Here is a 16,278-nt window from a genome sequence, read left to right on the forward strand (position 1 = left end):
ATCGGCTGCGGTTACAGCCGCAGCCTTTCACATTACTGGCTCTGGGCGGGAACGGCGACCAGACGGCCAGCATCTCTGGCGAGTGATTTGAGAAATTCACCCTGCAACTGCGGATCGTTGCGTGTCAGTTCAATCAGGCTCTGTTCGAGCTCGCTGGCTTCTTCTTCCAGCCCCAGGTCAGAAAGGCGTTTGACGCGATGCACCCATTGGCTGACCTCGTCATCTTCCAGATCGTCGTATATCAGTGCGTGGGCTTCCAGCAGCTTGCCGCGCAGAGAGTGGCTGATCGGCAAGCTGGCGTTCGCGTGAGCGGTGTCCTGGTCGTCTTCGACGTTGATATAAATGCGCGTGATACGGCTCAGGTCCTGTTCGGCAAAAGGACTGTCCAGCAGGTTCAGGCGCAGAATGCCGTTGCGGTCGGTGCTCATTTCATGAGTTTCGTTACCGGCCTTGACCATCACCGGGCGTTCATTCCACGGCAGCGTGGAGTTCTCGATCCGTTTGTCTTTCTGGACTTCGTCAATGCTCGCCAGATTCTGCTGGGCGCGCCCGTGAGAGGGGGCGTTCATGAACGGGTTCAGACCTGCCACACCGTAGTGAATCCAGTCCCGGGTCATGCTTTCCGGCAAATTGCCCAGTGCAAACACGTTGACCACATTCGCCCCGACGCCTGCTACAACAGCGACCGCGCCGAGCGGGATCTCGTAGATCTCCCGCCAGGGCTGGTAAGGCGTATAGCGGTCATAGTGGCGGGTGACTTCAAAATCGGTGACTTCGAACGATTTGTGCTCGTGAATCCGCACGCGGCGTTGCGGTAACTCCAGCGTTTTGGGCTCACCGATATCGACTTGCAGTGTGTGTTCGAGCAGTTTGCGTTCGACGCGCTCCTCGTGCTCACTGCGTTGTGATAGCTGATTGGCACAGCCGCCGACGAGAAACGAGCCGCAAAGGACGGCGCTGCCGAGGCTTAAGGTGCTTCGTTTGAGCATGGGATCTCTGATGCGGATTGGGCGAGTGACGAGCGGCGCACCTGTTGAGAAAACAGGTGCGCCTTTTGACTCAGCGGTTCACTTTGCCCTGGATGAACGACAGCACATCCGCGACTGCAATGGCTTGCGGTTGCGACTCGGTACGGCTCTTGTATTCCAGATTGCCTTCGGCCAGACCACGGTCGCTGACTACGATGCGATGCGGAATACCGATCAGTTCCATGTCAGCGAACTTGATGCCGGGGCTGGTTTTCTTGTCGCGGTCATCGAGCAATACCTCGAAGCCGGCGGCAGTCAGCTCGGCGTACAGTTTGTCTGTCGCTTCACGAACCGCGTCTGTTTCGTAGCGCAGAGGGATCAAGGCGATCTGGAAAGGCGCCAAAGTGTCGTTCCAGATAATGCCGTTTTCGTCGCTGTTCTGTTCGATGGCGGCGGCAACCACGCGGGAAACGCCGATGCCGTAGCAACCCATCGCCAGATTGACCGGCTTGCCGTTTTCCCCCAGCACCTGGCACTTCATCGCTTCGCTGTACTTGGTGCCGAGCTGGAAGATGTGGCCCACTTCGATGCCGCGCTTGATTTCCAGCGTGCCCTTGCCGTCCGGGCTTGGGTCGCCCGCAACAACATTACGCAGGTCTGCGACGGTCGGAACCGGCAGGTCGCGTTCCCAGTTGACGCCGAAATAGTGCTTGTCATCGATATTGGCGCCGACGCTGAAGTCGCTCATCAGCTCGACCGAGCGGTCGATGATGCACGGCAGCGGCAGATTCAACGGACCCAGCGAGCCTGCGCCTGCACCGATGGCATCACGCAGTTCGGCTTCGGATGCCATCACCAACGGGCTGGCAACCTGTTCAAGCTGGCTGGCCTTGATTTCGTTGAGCTCGTGATCGCCACGGATGATCAGGGCAATCAGCTTGCCTTCTTCGGCAGCATGCACCACCAGCGTCTTGACGGTTTTCTCGATCGGCAAATCAAAACCTTCGACCAGTTGGGCGATGGTCTTGGCGTTTGGAGTATCGATCAGACGCAATTCTTCAGTAGCGGCCGGACGAGCTTTCTCACGAGGTACTGCTTCGGCTTTTTCGATGTTGGCTGCGTAATCGGAGCCATCGCTGAACACGATATCGTCTTCGCCGGATTCGGCCAGCACATGGAACTCGTGCGAGCCTGCGCCGCCAATCGAGCCGTTGTCAGCTTCGACCGGGCGGAATTTGAGGCCCAGGCGGGTGAAGATGTTGCTGTATGCCAGGTGCATGCGGTCGTAGGTGACCTGCAGCGAGGCGTGGTCAGCGTGGAACGAGTAGGCGTCTTTCATGACGAATTCGCGTCCGCGCATCAGGCCGAAGCGTGGACGAATCTCATCACGGAATTTGGTCTGGATCTGGTACATGTTGATCGGCAGCTGTTTATAGCTGTTGAGCTCATTGCGTGCCAGATCGGTGATGACTTCTTCGTGGGTCGGGCCCAGGCAGAACTCACGGTTGTGGCGGTCGACCAGGCGCATCAGCTCCGGGCCGTATTGTTCCCAGCGACCGGATTCCTGCCAGAGTTCTGCAGGCTGAATGCCGGGCATCAGAATTTCGAGTGCGCCAGCGGCGTCCATTTCTTCACGAACAATCGCTTCGACCTTGCGCAGCACGCGCAGGCCCATGGGCAGCCAGGTGTAAAGACCGGATGCCAGCTTGCGGATCATGCCAGCGCGCAGCATCAGCTGATGGCTGACCACGACCGCATCGGAAGGGGTTTCTTTCTGTGTGGCGAGCAAAAATTGACTGGTGCGCATGGTTGGCCGTTGTCGGTTGCTGAGACTGGATATGACCTGGCATTGTACGGCGGTGTTCCGGTCGCGTACAGGGCGGGGCAGGCTTGCAGAGGGTAGGGGAGTTCTTTCAGAGCCAAATGAAAAAGCCCGGCATGAGCCGGGCTTCTTCTATTAACGAGTGCTGAGCTGCGATTACAGGATCGAGATCGGGTAGTCGACAATCAGGCGGAACTCGTTGACGTCGCCATCTGCCTGGGCATCGTTACCACGGTGCCATGCCTGACGCATACGGAAGGACAGGTCTTTGGCTGGGCCAGTCTGTACAACGTATTTAGCTTCAAGGTTGGTTTCGTGATGCTTGCCATCCGCGCCATACATACCTACATAGGCGCTGGAAGCGTCCACCTTGGTGCCATCAATGTTGTCACCGTTAAGGTAGCGGGTCATGAAGCTCAGGCCAGGAACGCCGTAAGGAGTCATGTTCAGGTCGTAACGCACTTGCCACGATTTCTCGCCTGGGCCGTTGAAGTCAGAGTACTGAACAGAGTTAGCCAGGAAAATCGAGTCGCCGCCGCGGTTTCTGCTGCCGATACCAATGTAGTCAAATGGAGTGTCACCGTCGACTTTTTGGAAGGCGACAGTAACTGTATGTGCTGCCAGGAAAGAATAGGCTGCCGATGCGGAGTAGGTGGTGTTGTTGATCGAGCCCGCTTTGGCGCTGCCTTCGTCAAGTGTACGGTACAGATTGACGTCAAACGCCAGCGACTGATCGTTCCCCAAAGGCAGGGCGTAGTTCACATTACCGTAGTACTGATCCCAGATGTCTTCAAGCTTGGATGCGTAAAACGCTACGCCCAGTCCGTCGGTGATCGCATACTTGCCACCAAGGAAATCAGCACTTTTTGCAGGCAAACCGTCAAAGTTATTTGCATAAGTCGCCCAGATCGTGCCGTCATGGCTTGTAGTGTCTTGAGCTGTGCCGGAGTAAAAGTGACCTGCTTCCAGATCGAGGCCTGCAATTTCGCTGCTCTGCAGGCTCAGACCGCTCGCAGTTTGAGGCAGAAGACGCGAACCACCTACAGCAAATACCGGGCTGGTAGGTTGCATGTCACCGACTTTCAGCTCGGTTTTGGAGATGCGGAATTTGACAGCGCCGCCTATCTTGCCAAATGTGTCTTTGTTGTCTCGATCAGCCCCGTCAGCGCTGGTCGCAAGGTTGCCGGAACCTGAGTACTTATCCGGACCCCAAAGCTTGAGGCCAGCGTAGCCAAATGCCTCAACGCCGACGCCGATGGTGCCTTGAGTGTAGCCGGTGCTGAAGTTGGCCCAAATACCCTGGGTCCAGTCGCGATCATCCTGAGCGCGATCTTTCTTGTCGCGGTTGTAATAGTAATTGCGCAACTTCAGGTCAAGCGTGCTGCCTTCCACAAAGCCCTTGGCATCAGCCTGATCGCTGACGAAAGGTGCCGCTGTTGCCAGTTGGGTGCTGGCTGCCGTAACGGCCAGTGCGATTGCGCTCCACTTCATCACTCTCATCGTGATTGCTCCTTTGGTTTTTAGAAGATTTTTGCCGTCCACCTGTTTTTTTATCTGGGCGGCTCTTTCTATTTTTGGTCGGCGGAATCTATATCACGCTGACGCTGGTTGCTATAGGTACAGCTCTATCCTTTCAGATTCTTTACGACATGGCGCCAGGCTAGCCCGTAGTGGCATCTGTGCTTGATCGAATGGATCAATACGCAGTCTGCCAAACACGTCCCCCAAGGTCGCGAGCCTTGTTTCCCTTGATGCTGTCACCCTCGTTTTCCGCCGGGGGTGGCGTGATCATATGGGTCATAAAGCAACAAGCGTGCACAAAATTTCCGAAAATGAAAAAATTTTGTGAAAAATCAGAATCAGCATCGCTTTTTTGATTTATCCATATGATTTTTATGAATATTTCAATTTTGTAAAAATGTCGATGGATTTTACGTGTCAGGGTTGGGGGCGGTTCTTTCTCGCAAAAGCGTTACCCGAATCAGCTCCCTTTGAGTAGAAAACGAATGCGTTGTGTTGTTGTCGCAACAGCAGTGTGTGATTTTGGTGCAGTGCGTGCCCGGTTCGCCTGAACCTGGAGCAATGCTCTGGTTGGTCACCATGGTGAGGCCAGGGCTGTTTCATTTTCATGTACCTGAAGCAGGCAATTGTCAGGCGGCGTTTCAATGCATGAATTCATGGTTGGCGGTTGTGTGGCATTAGCGAGCGTCAAATCGGTGCGGTCACAGTTATGCCGGACTCATTCTGGTGCGCATGGCGGCGGGCAGGTGAAGCGTCTTGCGAACCCTAGTATCCTGCGGACCTCGCAGCACCCTGTTACCGACAGGGCAGGTACATTCACCTGGCAGTCAGGAGCTTTTTATCGTGTTCGTTCTGGATTCTCGTCTTCAACAAGACACCTTGCCCATTGGCGACTTTCCGCTGTGCCGGTTGCTGCTCTCCAATGACAGTCATTACCCGTGGTTCATTCTGGTCCCGCGTCGGGCTGATATCACCGAGGTGTTTCAGTTGAGCGCTGCAGATCAGTTGCAGCTATGGCAGGAAACCAGTGTTCTGGCCAAGGTGCTGAAAGAGCTGTTCGATGCGGATAAAATCAACATTGCTGCCTTGGGCAATGTGGTCAGTCAGTTGCACATGCACGTAATTGTGCGCAATCGTGACGATGCGGCCTGGCCTGCGCCCGTGTGGGGCAAGCATGCTGCAGTTGCTTACACCGACGAGCAGTTCTCGGCAATCTGCCGGCAGCTCAGGCCGGTATTGACGAATGATTTTCGATTTGAGGAGGAGCAGTCATGAGCCTTGAAGAGCGAGTCATGGAGCTGGAAAGCCGTATGGCCTTTCAGGACGATACGATTCAGGCACTCAATGATGTGCTGGTAAAGCAGCGGCGCGAGTTTGATCATCTACAGCAGCAGATGGCTGCAATGATCAAGCGTCAGGAGGAGATGGGCAGTCAGTTCGATACCTTCGAGGAAGAAGCGCCGCCACCTCACTATTGATCTGTTGCCATAAAAAAACCGCGACTTCCGTTGGGAGGTCGCGGTTTTTTATTGCCCGAAAAAAGTCAGCGGCGGGGCAGGGCTGCAATGACGTCTTCTGCCTGCAGGCCTTTGTCACGGTTCATCACGGAAAACTCGACGCGTTGGCCTTCGACCAGTACGCGATGGCCTTCACCGCGAATGGCACGAAAATGCACAAAAATATCGTCGCCGGAATCCCGGGAGATAAAGCCGAAGCCCTTGGAGGTGTTGAACCACTTTACGGTGCCAGTATCACGATTTCCCATGTCGTGGTTTTGAGGTGCGGAGGATGGAGTGTAAGACCTGTAAAAGCTGACGCCCAGGTGCAAGGCGACGGCCACGATGGCAATGCTCAGGCTAACCAGAATTGCCGGTTGGCCTGCGATGCCGGGCAGAGGAACAAGCAAGGTCAGCGTTTGTACGATTACTGCAATGACAAGCAGGGCACTGACCAGATTTTGCAGATTATGACGTGGGCCTCGATTCCAGTAAGGGATTACCGGAGCGAGTATCAGGTTAAGCAGCCCGAGGAATGCCAGGCAGATGGCGTCAGGGTTTTGCAGGTAGAGAGAGACCGCTTCACTACGCAGGCTAGGTATGAAAGAGAGCAACAGGGCTGCTGCTCCCGTTACCAGATGGACGATTTTCAACATTTTAAAAAGCTCACATGCAAGAAGGATTACAAGAAATAGCTGGTAACGCCCGGTACGCTTCTGAACAAGATGAGGCGTGATGCACGGGCGCAGGGCCAGCCTATGCGCCAACGCTGAATGGCAACTCGTTGGCGACACGACGTGTATTTAACAGCAAAGCCTGATGCTACTCAAATCAGCAATCAATAACGGCTCTCCTGCTTGCGCTGCCTGGATAGCCTGTGCCGCTACAGGGGTTGAAGCAGAGCGTTCAGGCTGGTTTTGCTAATGAGCATTGAGGGTGCGCAGGGATTTTCTGTCCGTGGCGCCTGTTGTGATGCGTCACAAAGCACCCAGGTATGTCCATGAATCGTTGCCGGCTTGTGGCATCGACCCAACGGAAAGCTGCGCCATTCGGGTTCTCTTGATAGAGTAGTGGTCTTTACTGCTTTTCAATCCTCACTAAAAGGGCATGAAACATGGCAATCGATATTGGTATCAGTGAAGAGGATCGCAAGTCGATCGTGGACGGTCTGTCGCATCTGCTGTCGGATACTTATGTGCTTTACCTCAAGACTCACAACTTTCACTGGAATGTCAGCGGGCCGATGTTTCGCACGCTGCATTTAATGTTTGAAGAACAATATAACGAACTGGCACTGGCGGTTGACTCTATCGCTGAGCGTATTCGTGCGTTGGGCTTCCCTGCTCCTGGCACTTATTCGACGTATGCTCGCCTGTCTTCCATCAAGGAAGAAGAGGGCGTGCCAAGTGCCGAAGATATGATCAAAAGTCTGGTTCAGGGTCAAGAGGCCGTTGTCCGTACTGCGCGTAGTATCTTTCCTCTTCTCGACAAGGTCAGCGACGAGCCGACGGCTGATCTGTTGACGCAGCGTATGCAGGTTCATGAAAAAACTGCCTGGATGTTGCGCTCGATGCTTGAGTCGAAATAACGACCGGGGTGAGTGGCGCTAAGCGCCACTCGCCTGTTCTTCATATGTTGCCTTGCAGGCAGCGCCTGATCTTCGCCTTTTTGGCCTCCGCTGCTTGAGCGCTCAGGCACATGAAGGCCTGGTCGTCGCTCGTTGTCACGCATATCATCCAGCCATATTCCTTGCTCCTCTTCATTATGCCTTCAGGGTTAAACGATATTCCGCTGATTCCTGTAGCCATCTCCTACAGTGATAAAGTATCAGAGCGGCTGGATATAAAATCTCGAATCATGTTTTATACATCAGGGTATTTATTTGTTTTTGAATATTTCTTTTAATGTTTAAAGTTTATGATTCGAAGGTGATCGTTATGATGTTACGAAGTGCTGAGCGAGAGCTTAAGTTTTTACATCGGGAGGTGGAAATACGCCATGACCCCTTTGTCGAAGATTTCAACATGACCCTGGCGCAGCCTCATTCCAAATCCGTTCGGCTAAATGGTCTGGCCACCTGCCTGCGCCTGGAGAACGTGTATTGGAACATTCTGTCAGGCATTGCAAGTTCCAATGAGTGTTCTGTTAATGCGGTATTGTCCTACATTGATCGAGAGGTTCACTTACGTCATGGAGGTGTAAAAAACTTCAGCGGTCTGATTCGCGTTGTCTGTGTTGCGCATCTGTTGAAGGATGCTCACGTGGAAAATACCCACGTTTAGAGTGGTCTTCACCCTCATTCCTGCAGGCCCGCTTCGGCGTGCCTGCGTTTCCCTCGTAGCGCGACCGAGCTGGGGGCGGTCACGAACTTATCCGGCCGTGATAGGTTCGTTCGGCTGCACGGTGCCAATTAACTCTATATAATCCTCCGTCTTGCTAGCGGGCGTGACTCTGCGTGGGCCAGGGCTGGCTTTAGTCTTGTGCCGGTGCCGTGTACCACTGAGCGCAAGCCAGGAGCGAAAGCGCCACCGAATTCGAATTACGAGAAGTGAAAACACCATCATGATGCGCAGCCATTATTGCGGCCAACTGAACGAGAGTCTGGAAGGCCAGGAAATTACCCTTTGCGGATGGGTCCACCGTCGTCGTGACCACGGAGGCGTTATCTTCCTCGATATCCGCGACCGTGAAGGCATGGCTCAAGTCGTGTTCGACCCTGATCGTGCCGACAGCTTCGCCGCCGCTGACCGCGTGCGCAGCGAGTACGTGGTCAAGGTCGTGGGCAAGGTTCGTGCTCGTCCGGCAGGTGCCGTGAACGCGAATATGGCGTCGGGTGCCATCGAGGTTCTGGGTTACGAACTCGAAGTGCTGAACGAGTCCGAGACTCCGCCATTCCCACTGAATGAATATTCCGACGTCGGCGAGGAAACACGCCTGCGTTATCGCTTTATCGACCTGCGCCGTCCGGAAATGGCCGAGAAGCTGCGTCTGCGTTCGCGCATCACCACCAGCATCCGCCGCTATCTGGATGACAACGGCTTTCTCGACGTCGAGACGCCGATCCTGACCCGCGCCACGCCGGAAGGTGCTCGCGACTATCTGGTCCCAAGTCGCACACACCCGGGCAGCTTTTTCGCCCTGCCGCAATCGCCTCAGTTGTTCAAGCAATTGCTGATGGTGGCTGGCTTTGACCGCTACTATCAGATCGCCAAGTGCTTCCGCGACGAAGACCTGCGTGCCGACCGTCAGCCGGAATTCACCCAGATCGACATCGAGACCAGTTTCCTCAATGAAGAGGACATCATCGGTCTGACCGAGAAGATGGTTCGTCAGCTGTTCAAGGAAGTTCTGGACCTGGAGTTCGGTGATTTCCCGCACATGACCTTCGAAGAGGCCATGCGCCGCTACGGCTCCGACAAGCCGGACCTGCGTAACCCGCTGGAACTGGTGGATGTTGCCGATCAGCTCACCGGTGTCGAGTTCAAGGTGTTCAGCGGTCCGGCAAACGACCCCAAAGGGCGTGTTGCCGCACTGCGTGTGCCGGGCGCTGCCAGCATGGCGCGCAGCCAGATCGACGACTACACAAAATTCGTCAGCATCTATGGTGCTAAAGGCCTTGCCTACATCAAGGTCAACGAACGCGCGAAGGGGCCGGAAGGCTTGCAGTCGCCGATCGTCAAGTTCATCCCGGAAGACAACCTGAACGTCATCCTTGATCGCGTGGGTGCGGTCGACGGCGATATCGTGTTCTTTGGTGCGGACAAGTTCAAGATCGTCAGCGAAGCCCTTGGTGCGCTGCGCATCAAGATCGGTAACGACCTCAAGCTGCATACGTGCGAGTGGGCACCGATGTGGGTCGTCGACTTCCCGATGTTCGAAGAAAACGACGACGGCAGCTTCACCGCGTTGCACCACCCCTTCACGGCACCCAAGTGCACGCCCGAAGAGCTGGAAGCCAACCCGGCGACGGCGCTGTCGCGTGCCTACGACATGGTGCTCAACGGTACCGAGCTGGGCGGCGGTTCGATTCGTATTCACCGCAAGGAAATGCAACAGGCGGTCTTCCGTCTGCTGGGTATCGCAGAAGACGAGCAGCAGGAGAAGTTCGGCTTCCTGCTCGATGCTTTGAAATACGGCGCACCGCCACACGGTGGTCTGGCGTTTGGTCTGGACCGTCTGGTGATGCTGATGACCGGCGCGCAATCGATTCGTGAAGTGATTGCGTTCCCGAAAACCCAGAGCGCCGCCGACGTCATGACCCAGGCGCCTGGCGTTGTCGATGCCAAAGCGTTGCGTGAGCTGCATATCCGTCTGCGCGAGCAGCCGAAGGCTGAGTGATGCCGGGCAGGGCGTATCGTCGATACGCCCTGTATCTGCCCTTATTGAGTGAAGCTTTTTGCCCGGTTGTTCAGGGCGAAAGGTGAAGGTGTTTCAAAAAGAATCTGGAGCGAAAAATGGCAGGTCATTCTAAGTGGGCGAACATCAAGCACCGCAAAGAGCGTCAGGATGCCAAGAAAGGCAAGATTTTCACCAAGTGGATTCGTGAGCTGACCGTTGCTGCGCGTCAGGGTGGCGGCGATCCTGGTTCCAACCCGCGTCTGCGTCTGGCGCTGGACAAGGCGCTTGGTGCAAACATGACCCGTGACACCATTGATCGTGCGGTCGCGCGAGGCGTGGGCGCATCCGACGGAGACGATGTCGAGGAACTGGGTTACGAGGGCTACGGCCCGGGCGGTGTGGCAATCATGGTCGAAACCATGACTGACAACCGTAATCGTACCGCCGCTGCCGTTCGCCATGCGTTCACCAAGTGTGGCGGCAACCTCGGTACTGATGGCTCTGTGGCTTACCTGTTCGATCGCAAGGGTCAGATTTCCTTTGCTGCCGGCGTCGATGAGGATTCCCTGATCGAGGCTGCCATGGAAGCTGACGCCGATGATGTCGTGACCAACGACGATGGCTCGATCGATGTGTTTACGTCGTTCTCCGGGTTCTATGCCGTGCGTAACGCTCTTGAGGCCGCAGGTTTCAAGGCTTCCGACGCAGAAATCGTCATGTTGCCGACAACCAGTGCAGTGCTTGATCTGGAGACCGCCGAGAAGGTCCTCAAGCTGATCGACATGCTTGAAGACCTGGATGACGTGCAGAACGTCTATTCAAACGCGGAAATTCCGGACGACGTCATGGAGCAACTGGGCTGATCGCCGACAGGTAACACCGAGTCAGAAGCCGGGGGAGCGAAGCTGTGAGCATCACGCAGCTATCGGCCTCCGGCTTCTGCCTTTATGCTGCACCTATTGTTTTGCGTCACCTTCTCAAGCTGCAGGCGTTATGACTCTTATTCTTGGTATCGACCCCGGTTCGCGAATTACCGGCTATGGCGTGGTACGTGACACCGGGCGCGGTTGTGTCTACGTCGCTTCCGGGTGCATTCGTACCGGCAGTGGTGAATTGCACGAACGTTTGCAGATCGTTTATCGCGGGGTGCGTGAGGTCATAAAGACCTACGGGCCGGTGACGATGGGCATCGAAAAGGTTTTCATGGCGCGCAACGCCGATTCAGCCCTGAAGCTGGGGCAGGCCAGGGGCGCGGCCATCGTGGCGGGTGCCGAGGAGGCGCTGGAAATTGCCGAGTACACTGCCACTCAGGTCAAGCAGGCAGTAGCAGGGACTGGCGGTGCCAATAAAGAGCAGGTGATGATGATGGTCATGCATTTGCTCAAATTGACCCAGAAGCCTCAGATTGACGCGTCCGATGCCCTGGCTATCGCGCTGTGTCATGCGCACACGCGCTCCAGCCTGATTCCTCACGGGTTGAGTACCGCGCGAAGTCGCGGCGGCCGTTTGCGCCTGTGACTGCATCATGAGCACCTGTGTCTTTATGATGACTGTGTTCAATTTCTTCTTCGCGCAAGCGACAGGCAACACGAAAGGATCTGAAACGTGATTGGACGTTTACGCGGCTCTCTCGCCGAAAAACAGCCTCCGCATCTGGTGTTGGATGTCAATGGTGTCGGCTATGAGCTGGAAGTGCCGATGACGACGCTGTATCGGTTGCCGCATGTCGGCGAAACAGTGACATTGCACACCCATCTGGTGGTCCGCGAGGACGCGCATCTGTTGTATGGCTTCTATGAAAAACGCGAGCGCGAGCTGTTCCGTGAATTGATCCGACTCAACGGGGTTGGCCCCAAGCTGGCGCTGGCGTTGATGTCCGGCCTGGAAGTCGATGAGCTGGTGCGTTGCGTTCAGGCGCAGGACACATCGGCGCTGACTCGTATTCCCGGTGTAGGCAAGAAAACCGCCGAGCGTCTGCTGGTCGAACTCAAGGATCGGTTCAAGGCCTGGGAATCCTTGCCAGGCACCTTTACGCTGGTTTCCAATGGTCCGAATCAGGCCGAGCCTGTGGCATCGGCCGAATCCGATGCAGTCAGCGCGCTGATTTCACTGGGTTACAAACCGCAGGAGGCGAGCAAGGCTGTCTCCGCCATCAAGGAAAAAGATTTGAGCAGTGCGGATCTGATTCGCCGTGCGTTGAAGGGGATGGGTTAAGTGATAGACGCCGACCGTCTGATAACCGCCGCTGGCGGCCGTGATCGTGATGAACAGATGGACCGTGCGATTCGGCCACTGAGTCTTGCGGACTACATCGGCCAGCCGACCGTACGCGAGCAGATGGAACTGTTCATCCAGGCTGCCCGTGGACGCAATGAGGCGCTGGATCACACATTGATCTTTGGGCCGCCCGGTCTGGGCAAGACCACGCTGGCCAATATCATCGCTCAGGAAATGGGTGTGTCGATCAAGAGTACCTCCGGGCCGGTGCTCGAGCGGCCCGGTGATCTGGCCGCAATCCTGACCAACCTTGAGCCCAACGATGTGTTGTTCATCGATGAGATCCATCGTTTGTCGCCGATTGTCGAAGAAGTGCTGTATCCGGCAATGGAAGACTTCCAGCTAGACATCATGATCGGTGAAGGTCCCGCCGCGCGCTCTATCAAACTTGATCTGCCACCGTTCACGCTGGTCGGTGCGACTACGCGCGCGGGCATGCTGACCAATCCGTTACGTGATCGTTTCGGGATCGTTCAGCGACTTGAGTTTTATAATATTGCCGACCTGTCGACGATCGTGTCGCGCTCGGCGGGTATTTTGGGGCTGGTCATCGAGCCGCAAGGCGCTTTCGAGATCGCCAGGCGCGCCCGTGGTACGCCACGGATCGCCAACCGTTTGTTGCGTCGAGTACGGGATTTCGCCGAGGTGCGCGGCAATGGGCAGATCACCCGGCAGACCGCCGACAAGGCCCTCAACCTGCTGGACGTCGACGAGCATGGCTTCGATCATCAGGACCGGCGTCTGCTGCTGACCATGATCGAGAAGTTCGATGGCGGGCCTGTCGGTGTCGACAGCCTGGCGGCGGCCATCAGCGAGGAGCGTCACACAATTGAGGATGTGCTCGAGCCCTATTTGATCCAGCAAGGCTATATCATGCGCACGCCGCGTGGACGTGTAGTCACCCGTCATGCGTATCTGCATTTCGGGCTGAATATCCCTTCGAGGATGGGGGAGATGCCAGTGGCGGACGATGTGGTCGATGATCCGGCGGATTTATAGCAATGCTTTGCAATTTATTTGCGGTCGGCGTGGTCACATTGCCAGTCCTGCCGCCGATACCGGTAATAAGTGGCAAAACGTTGAAAAACAGTTGCCTGACCCGATTGGCAACCTGAGGAGTAAGCTCTAGAGTATGCGCGCGCAAAACGGGGTTCAGTCGTTCGCACATCGCTGTCGCGTTTATTACGAGGACACCGATGCCGGCGGCATCGTCTACTACGTCAATTATCTGAAATTCATGGAGCGGGCTCGTACCGAGCGGCTGCGGGAATTGGGCTTTGCCCAATCCGAACTGGCGCAGGAAAACCTTTTATTTGTCGTGCACTCCAGTGACGCGCGTTATCACAAGCCCGCGCGGCTGGATGACGAGTTGCTTGTCAGTGCAGAAGTAACCGAATTGAACCGTGTCAGCCTGCGCTTTCAACAGCAGATCAGGCGGGCGTCGGATGCAACGCTGCTCTGTGAAGGGCAGTTCCTGGTGGCGTGTGTACGCGCCGATAGTTTTAAACCCCGGGCCATTCCCGAAGCTCTGCGAGCGGCCTTTGCCGACCAGGGCGGCGCGGGCATACATTCAGAGCAGGAGATAAAGCGTGGAAGCTAACGTCGTCGACCATTCCTCCATGTGGAGTTTGGTCAGCAATGCCAGCATTGTTGTTCAGTTGGTAATGCTGATTCTGGTGGCTGCTTCGGTCACTTCGTGGATCGTGATTTTTCAGCGCAGCAATATGCTGCGCGCAGGTCGGCGCGCACTGGATAGCTTTGAAGAGCGTTTCTGGTCGGGTATCGATCTGTCCAAACTGTACCGTCAGGCGGGCAGCAATCCCGATCCGGACTCTGGCGTAGAGCAGATCTTTCGTGCTGGTTTCAAGGAATTCTCCCGCCTGCGTCAGCAGTCCGGTGTCGATCCCGATGCGGTCATGGAAGGTGTGGCGCGCGCCATGCGTGTAGCTATTTCCCGTGAGGAAGAAAAGCTCGAAGCAGGTCTGCCGTATCTGGCGACCGTGGGCTCCACCAGCCCGTATGTCGGTCTGTTCGGTACTGTCTGGGGGATCATGAACTCCTTCCGCGGTCTGGCGACTGCCCAGCAGGCAACGCTGGCCACCGTGGCACCGGGTATTGCCGAGGCACTGATTGCAACGGCCATCGGTCTGTTCGCAGCCATCCCGGCCGTTATTGCCTACAACCGTTTCGCCGCGCGCAGTGAGACCTTGATCAGCCGTTACTACACGTTCGCTGACGAGTTCCAGGCCATCCTGCACCGTAAAGTGCACACCAGCGAAGAGTGAGCAGGTAATTCCCCATGGCTTTAATCGCTCGAGATCGTCGCAGAAAACGCAAGCCGGTCGCCGAAATGAACGTAGTGCCCTACATCGACGTGATGCTGGTGTTGCTCGTGATTTTCATGGTGACGGCTCCCATGATCAACCAGGGCGTGAAAGTCGACTTGCCCAAGGTCTCCAGCGAGGCTTTGCCGCAAGACAACAACAATCAGGTCCTGACCATTTCGATCAAGGCTGACAAGACCTATTACTGGAACCTTGGCAGCGAAGTCGATACCGACAAACAGATGGACAAGGCAATGACCCTGCCGCAACTGACTGCCGCAGTGACCAAGATCGTCGCTGCCGGTCGTGACGCAGGCAAGCAGACGCAGGTTTTCATTCGTGGTGACAAGACCGTCGATTACGGCTCGGTCATGGGCACGATGGGCGGGCTGCAGAAGGCTGGGGTCGGGAATGTTGGCTTGATTACCGAGGCACCCTGATGCAGCCGATTCGAGAGCCGTCCGCCTCGGAAAGCTACTTCTGGCCCAGTGTCTGGGCTGTGGCATTGCATATTCTGATCTTTGGCATGCTGTTCGTCAGCTTTGCCATGACTCCGGATCTGCCCGAAGCCAAGCCTATCGTTCAGGCAACGCTCTATCAGCTCAAGTCCAAGAGCCAGGCCACTACCCAGACCAACCAGAAGATTGCCGGTGAGGCGAAGAAAACCGCTGCGCGACAAACTGAAGTCGAACAGCTGGAGCAGAAAAAGATCGAGCAGCTCAAACAGGAAGCTGTAAAAGCTGCGGAACAAAAGAAAGAAGAGGCTGCTCAAAAAGCCGAAGAGCAGAAAGCTGCCGACGAAGCCAAAAAGGCCGAACAGAAAGCAGAGGAGGCCAAAAAGGCTGACGATGCCAAGAAAGCCGATGAAGCCAAGAAGGTTGCCGACGCCAAAAAGCTTGAAGAGAAGCAGCAGGCTGATATAGCCAAGAAAAAGGCCGAAGAAGAGGCGAAGAAAAAAGCCGAAGAAGACGCCAAGAAAGCTGCTGCCGAGGAAGCCAAGAAACAGGCTGCTGATGAGGCCAAGAAAAAGGCCGCAGAAGACGCCAAGAAAAAGGCTGCCGAGGACGCGAAGAAAAAAGCTGCTGCAGATTCCGCCAAGAAGGCGCAGGAAGCAGCTCGCAAATCCGCTGAAGACAAGAAGGCGCAGGCACTGGCCGATTTGCTGTCCGATAAACCGGAACGGCAACAGGCTTTGGCTGACGAGCGGGGCGATGAAACGGCTGGCAGTTTCGATGACCTGATTCGTGTCAGGGCTTCCGAAGGCTGGAGTCGTCCACCATCGGCACGTAACAACATGTCGGTAACGTTGCAGATCGGCATGTTGCCGGACGGTACGATTGCTTCAGTATCGATTGCCAAGTCCAGTGGTGACGGGCCGTTCGACAGCTCTGCGGTTGCTGCGGTGAAGAACATTGGACGTTTGACAGAAATGCAGGGTCTGAAGCCGGCTGACTTCGCTCCCTATCGTTCATTCAAGATGACATTCACACCTGGAGATCTAGCCTTGTGATCAACCTTTTTCGAGGACTGCT

At 55.8% G+C, this 16,278-nt stretch carries 17 protein-coding genes; 13 read left to right on the forward strand and 4 right to left on the reverse strand.

Annotated elements, in window-relative coordinates; translation table 11 throughout:
* Nucleotides 1-32 precede the first annotated feature (32 nt).
* From RYA97_RS21915 to RYA97_RS21925, 3 genes are all read right to left on the reverse strand, one after another.
* Nucleotides 33-989 (reverse strand): hypothetical protein, encoded by a 957-nt coding sequence (locus RYA97_RS21915; protein WP_230017872.1) that lies wholly within the window; start codon nt 987-989, stop codon nt 33-35.
* 70 nt (nt 990-1,059) lie between these two features.
* The gene (locus tag RYA97_RS21920; protein ID WP_002554668.1) at nt 1,060-2,775 is read right to left on the reverse strand and encodes a proline--tRNA ligase; all 1,716 of its coding nucleotides are present in this window, start codon (nt 2,773-2,775) and stop codon (nt 1,060-1,062) included.
* A gap of 171 nt (nt 2,776-2,946) precedes the next feature.
* On the reverse strand, nt 2,947-4,290 hold the full coding sequence (locus RYA97_RS21925; protein WP_016980965.1) for an OprD family porin: 1,344 nt from the start codon (nt 4,288-4,290) through the stop codon (nt 2,947-2,949).
* Nucleotides 4,291-5,154: 864 nt separating this feature from the next.
* Between RYA97_RS21925 and RYA97_RS21930 the strand changes: the two genes are divergently transcribed.
* Together RYA97_RS21930 and RYA97_RS21935 are read left to right on the forward strand one after the other, a co-directional pair.
* Nucleotides 5,155-5,586: an HIT family protein gene (locus RYA97_RS21930; RefSeq protein WP_004657909.1), complete on the forward strand. Its 432-nt coding sequence runs from the start codon at nt 5,155-5,157 to the stop codon at nt 5,584-5,586.
* Nucleotides 5,583-5,789 (forward strand): SlyX family protein, encoded by a 207-nt coding sequence (locus RYA97_RS21935; protein ID WP_002554665.1) that lies wholly within the window; start codon nt 5,583-5,585, stop codon nt 5,787-5,789. Before RYA97_RS21930 ends, RYA97_RS21935 begins: the two co-directional genes overlap by 4 nt.
* Before the next feature lie 65 nt (nt 5,790-5,854).
* Here RYA97_RS21935 and RYA97_RS21940 read toward each other — a convergent pair whose 3' ends face one another.
* Nucleotides 5,855-6,463 (reverse strand): cold-shock protein, encoded by a 609-nt coding sequence (locus RYA97_RS21940; protein ID WP_002554664.1) that lies wholly within the window; start codon nt 6,461-6,463, stop codon nt 5,855-5,857.
* Between the two features lie 458 nt (nt 6,464-6,921).
* Here RYA97_RS21940 and RYA97_RS21945 point away from each other — a divergent pair, with 458 nt between their 5' ends.
* The 11 genes from RYA97_RS21945 to tolA all read left to right on the forward strand — a co-directional run bounded on the left by RYA97_RS21945 (nt 6,922) and on the right by tolA (nt 16,256).
* Nucleotides 6,922-7,395 (forward strand): Dps family protein, encoded by a 474-nt coding sequence (locus tag RYA97_RS21945; RefSeq protein WP_003314356.1) that lies wholly within the window; start codon nt 6,922-6,924, stop codon nt 7,393-7,395.
* Between the two features lie 349 nt (nt 7,396-7,744).
* On the forward strand, nt 7,745-8,089 hold the full coding sequence (locus RYA97_RS21950) for a ribbon-helix-helix domain-containing protein (RefSeq protein WP_005746541.1): 345 nt from the start codon (nt 7,745-7,747) through the stop codon (nt 8,087-8,089).
* Nucleotides 8,090-8,369: 280 nt separating this feature from the next.
* Nucleotides 8,370-10,145, forward strand: coding sequence for an aspartate--tRNA ligase (aspS, locus tag RYA97_RS21955; RefSeq protein ID WP_002554661.1), 1,776 nt, complete (start codon nt 8,370-8,372; stop codon nt 10,143-10,145).
* A gap of 116 nt (nt 10,146-10,261) precedes the next feature.
* Entirely contained in the window at nt 10,262-11,008 is a 747-nt protein-coding gene (locus tag RYA97_RS21960; RefSeq protein WP_005733344.1) for a YebC/PmpR family DNA-binding transcriptional regulator, read from the forward strand.
* Nucleotides 11,009-11,138: 130 nt separating this feature from the next.
* Entirely contained in the window at nt 11,139-11,663 is a 525-nt protein-coding gene (gene ruvC, locus RYA97_RS21965) for a crossover junction endodeoxyribonuclease RuvC (RefSeq protein WP_004657902.1), read from the forward strand.
* Between the two features lie 87 nt (nt 11,664-11,750).
* The gene (ruvA, locus tag RYA97_RS21970) at nt 11,751-12,359 is read left to right on the forward strand and encodes a Holliday junction branch migration protein RuvA (RefSeq protein ID WP_004657901.1); all 609 of its coding nucleotides are present in this window, start codon (nt 11,751-11,753) and stop codon (nt 12,357-12,359) included.
* Entirely contained in the window at nt 12,360-13,421 is a 1,062-nt protein-coding gene (ruvB, locus tag RYA97_RS21975) for a Holliday junction branch migration DNA helicase RuvB (RefSeq protein WP_002554657.1), read from the forward strand. It abuts the gene before it with no gap.
* A 133-nt stretch (nt 13,422-13,554) separates the two neighbouring features.
* A complete protein-coding gene (gene ybgC / locus RYA97_RS21980) occupies nt 13,555-14,022 on the forward strand; it encodes a tol-pal system-associated acyl-CoA thioesterase (RefSeq protein WP_005733346.1) in 468 nt (155 codons plus the stop codon).
* Nucleotides 14,012-14,707: a protein TolQ gene (gene tolQ / locus RYA97_RS21985; RefSeq protein ID WP_002554655.1), complete on the forward strand. Its 696-nt coding sequence runs from the start codon at nt 14,012-14,014 to the stop codon at nt 14,705-14,707. The genes ybgC and tolQ overlap by 11 nt, the downstream gene beginning before the upstream one ends.
* Before the next feature lie 14 nt (nt 14,708-14,721).
* On the forward strand, nt 14,722-15,186 hold the full coding sequence (gene tolR, locus RYA97_RS21990) for a protein TolR (protein WP_002554654.1): 465 nt from the start codon (nt 14,722-14,724) through the stop codon (nt 15,184-15,186).
* The gene (tolA, locus tag RYA97_RS21995) at nt 15,186-16,256 is read left to right on the forward strand and encodes a cell envelope integrity protein TolA (protein ID WP_005759624.1); all 1,071 of its coding nucleotides are present in this window, start codon (nt 15,186-15,188) and stop codon (nt 16,254-16,256) included. Before tolR ends, tolA begins: the two co-directional genes overlap by 1 nt.
* The last annotated feature ends 22 nt before the right edge of the window (nt 16,257-16,278 follow it).

This window comes from Pseudomonas syringae group sp. 26L6 (assembly GCF_032587815.1).
In the GTDB taxonomy this organism is placed as follows: Bacteria; Pseudomonadota; Gammaproteobacteria; order Pseudomonadales; family Pseudomonadaceae; genus Aquipseudomonas; species Aquipseudomonas amygdali.

Excerpts from the sequence above, each read along its gene's own strand:
- aspS (WP_002554661.1), top strand. The coding sequence starts at position 8,370 with ATGATGCGCAGCCATTATTGCGGCCAACTGAACGAGAGTCTGGAAGGC.
- ruvC (WP_004657902.1), top strand. The coding sequence starts at position 11,139 with ATGACTCTTATTCTTGGTATCGACCCCGGTTCGCGAATTACCGGCTAT.
- ybgC (WP_005733346.1), top strand. The coding sequence starts at position 13,555 with ATGCGCGCGCAAAACGGGGTTCAGTCGTTCGCACATCGCTGTCGCGTT.
- RYA97_RS21915 (WP_230017872.1), bottom strand. The coding sequence starts at position 989 with ATGCTCAAACGAAGCACCTTAAGCCTCGGCAGCGCCGTCCTTTGCGGC.
- tolA (WP_005759624.1), top strand. The coding sequence starts at position 15,186 with ATGCAGCCGATTCGAGAGCCGTCCGCCTCGGAAAGCTACTTCTGGCCC.
- tolR (WP_002554654.1), top strand. The coding sequence starts at position 14,722 with ATGGCTTTAATCGCTCGAGATCGTCGCAGAAAACGCAAGCCGGTCGCC.
- RYA97_RS21950 (WP_005746541.1), top strand. The coding sequence starts at position 7,745 with ATGATGTTACGAAGTGCTGAGCGAGAGCTTAAGTTTTTACATCGGGAG.
- RYA97_RS21935 (WP_002554665.1), top strand. The coding sequence starts at position 5,583 with ATGAGCCTTGAAGAGCGAGTCATGGAGCTGGAAAGCCGTATGGCCTTT.
- RYA97_RS21925 (WP_016980965.1), bottom strand. The coding sequence starts at position 4,290 with ATGAGAGTGATGAAGTGGAGCGCAATCGCACTGGCCGTTACGGCAGCC.
- RYA97_RS21945 (WP_003314356.1), top strand. The coding sequence starts at position 6,922 with ATGGCAATCGATATTGGTATCAGTGAAGAGGATCGCAAGTCGATCGTG.
- RYA97_RS21920 (WP_002554668.1), bottom strand. The coding sequence starts at position 2,775 with ATGCGCACCAGTCAATTTTTGCTCGCCACACAGAAAGAAACCCCTTCC.
- RYA97_RS21960 (WP_005733344.1), top strand. The coding sequence starts at position 10,262 with ATGGCAGGTCATTCTAAGTGGGCGAACATCAAGCACCGCAAAGAGCGT.
- RYA97_RS21940 (WP_002554664.1), bottom strand. The coding sequence starts at position 6,463 with ATGTTGAAAATCGTCCATCTGGTAACGGGAGCAGCAGCCCTGTTGCTC.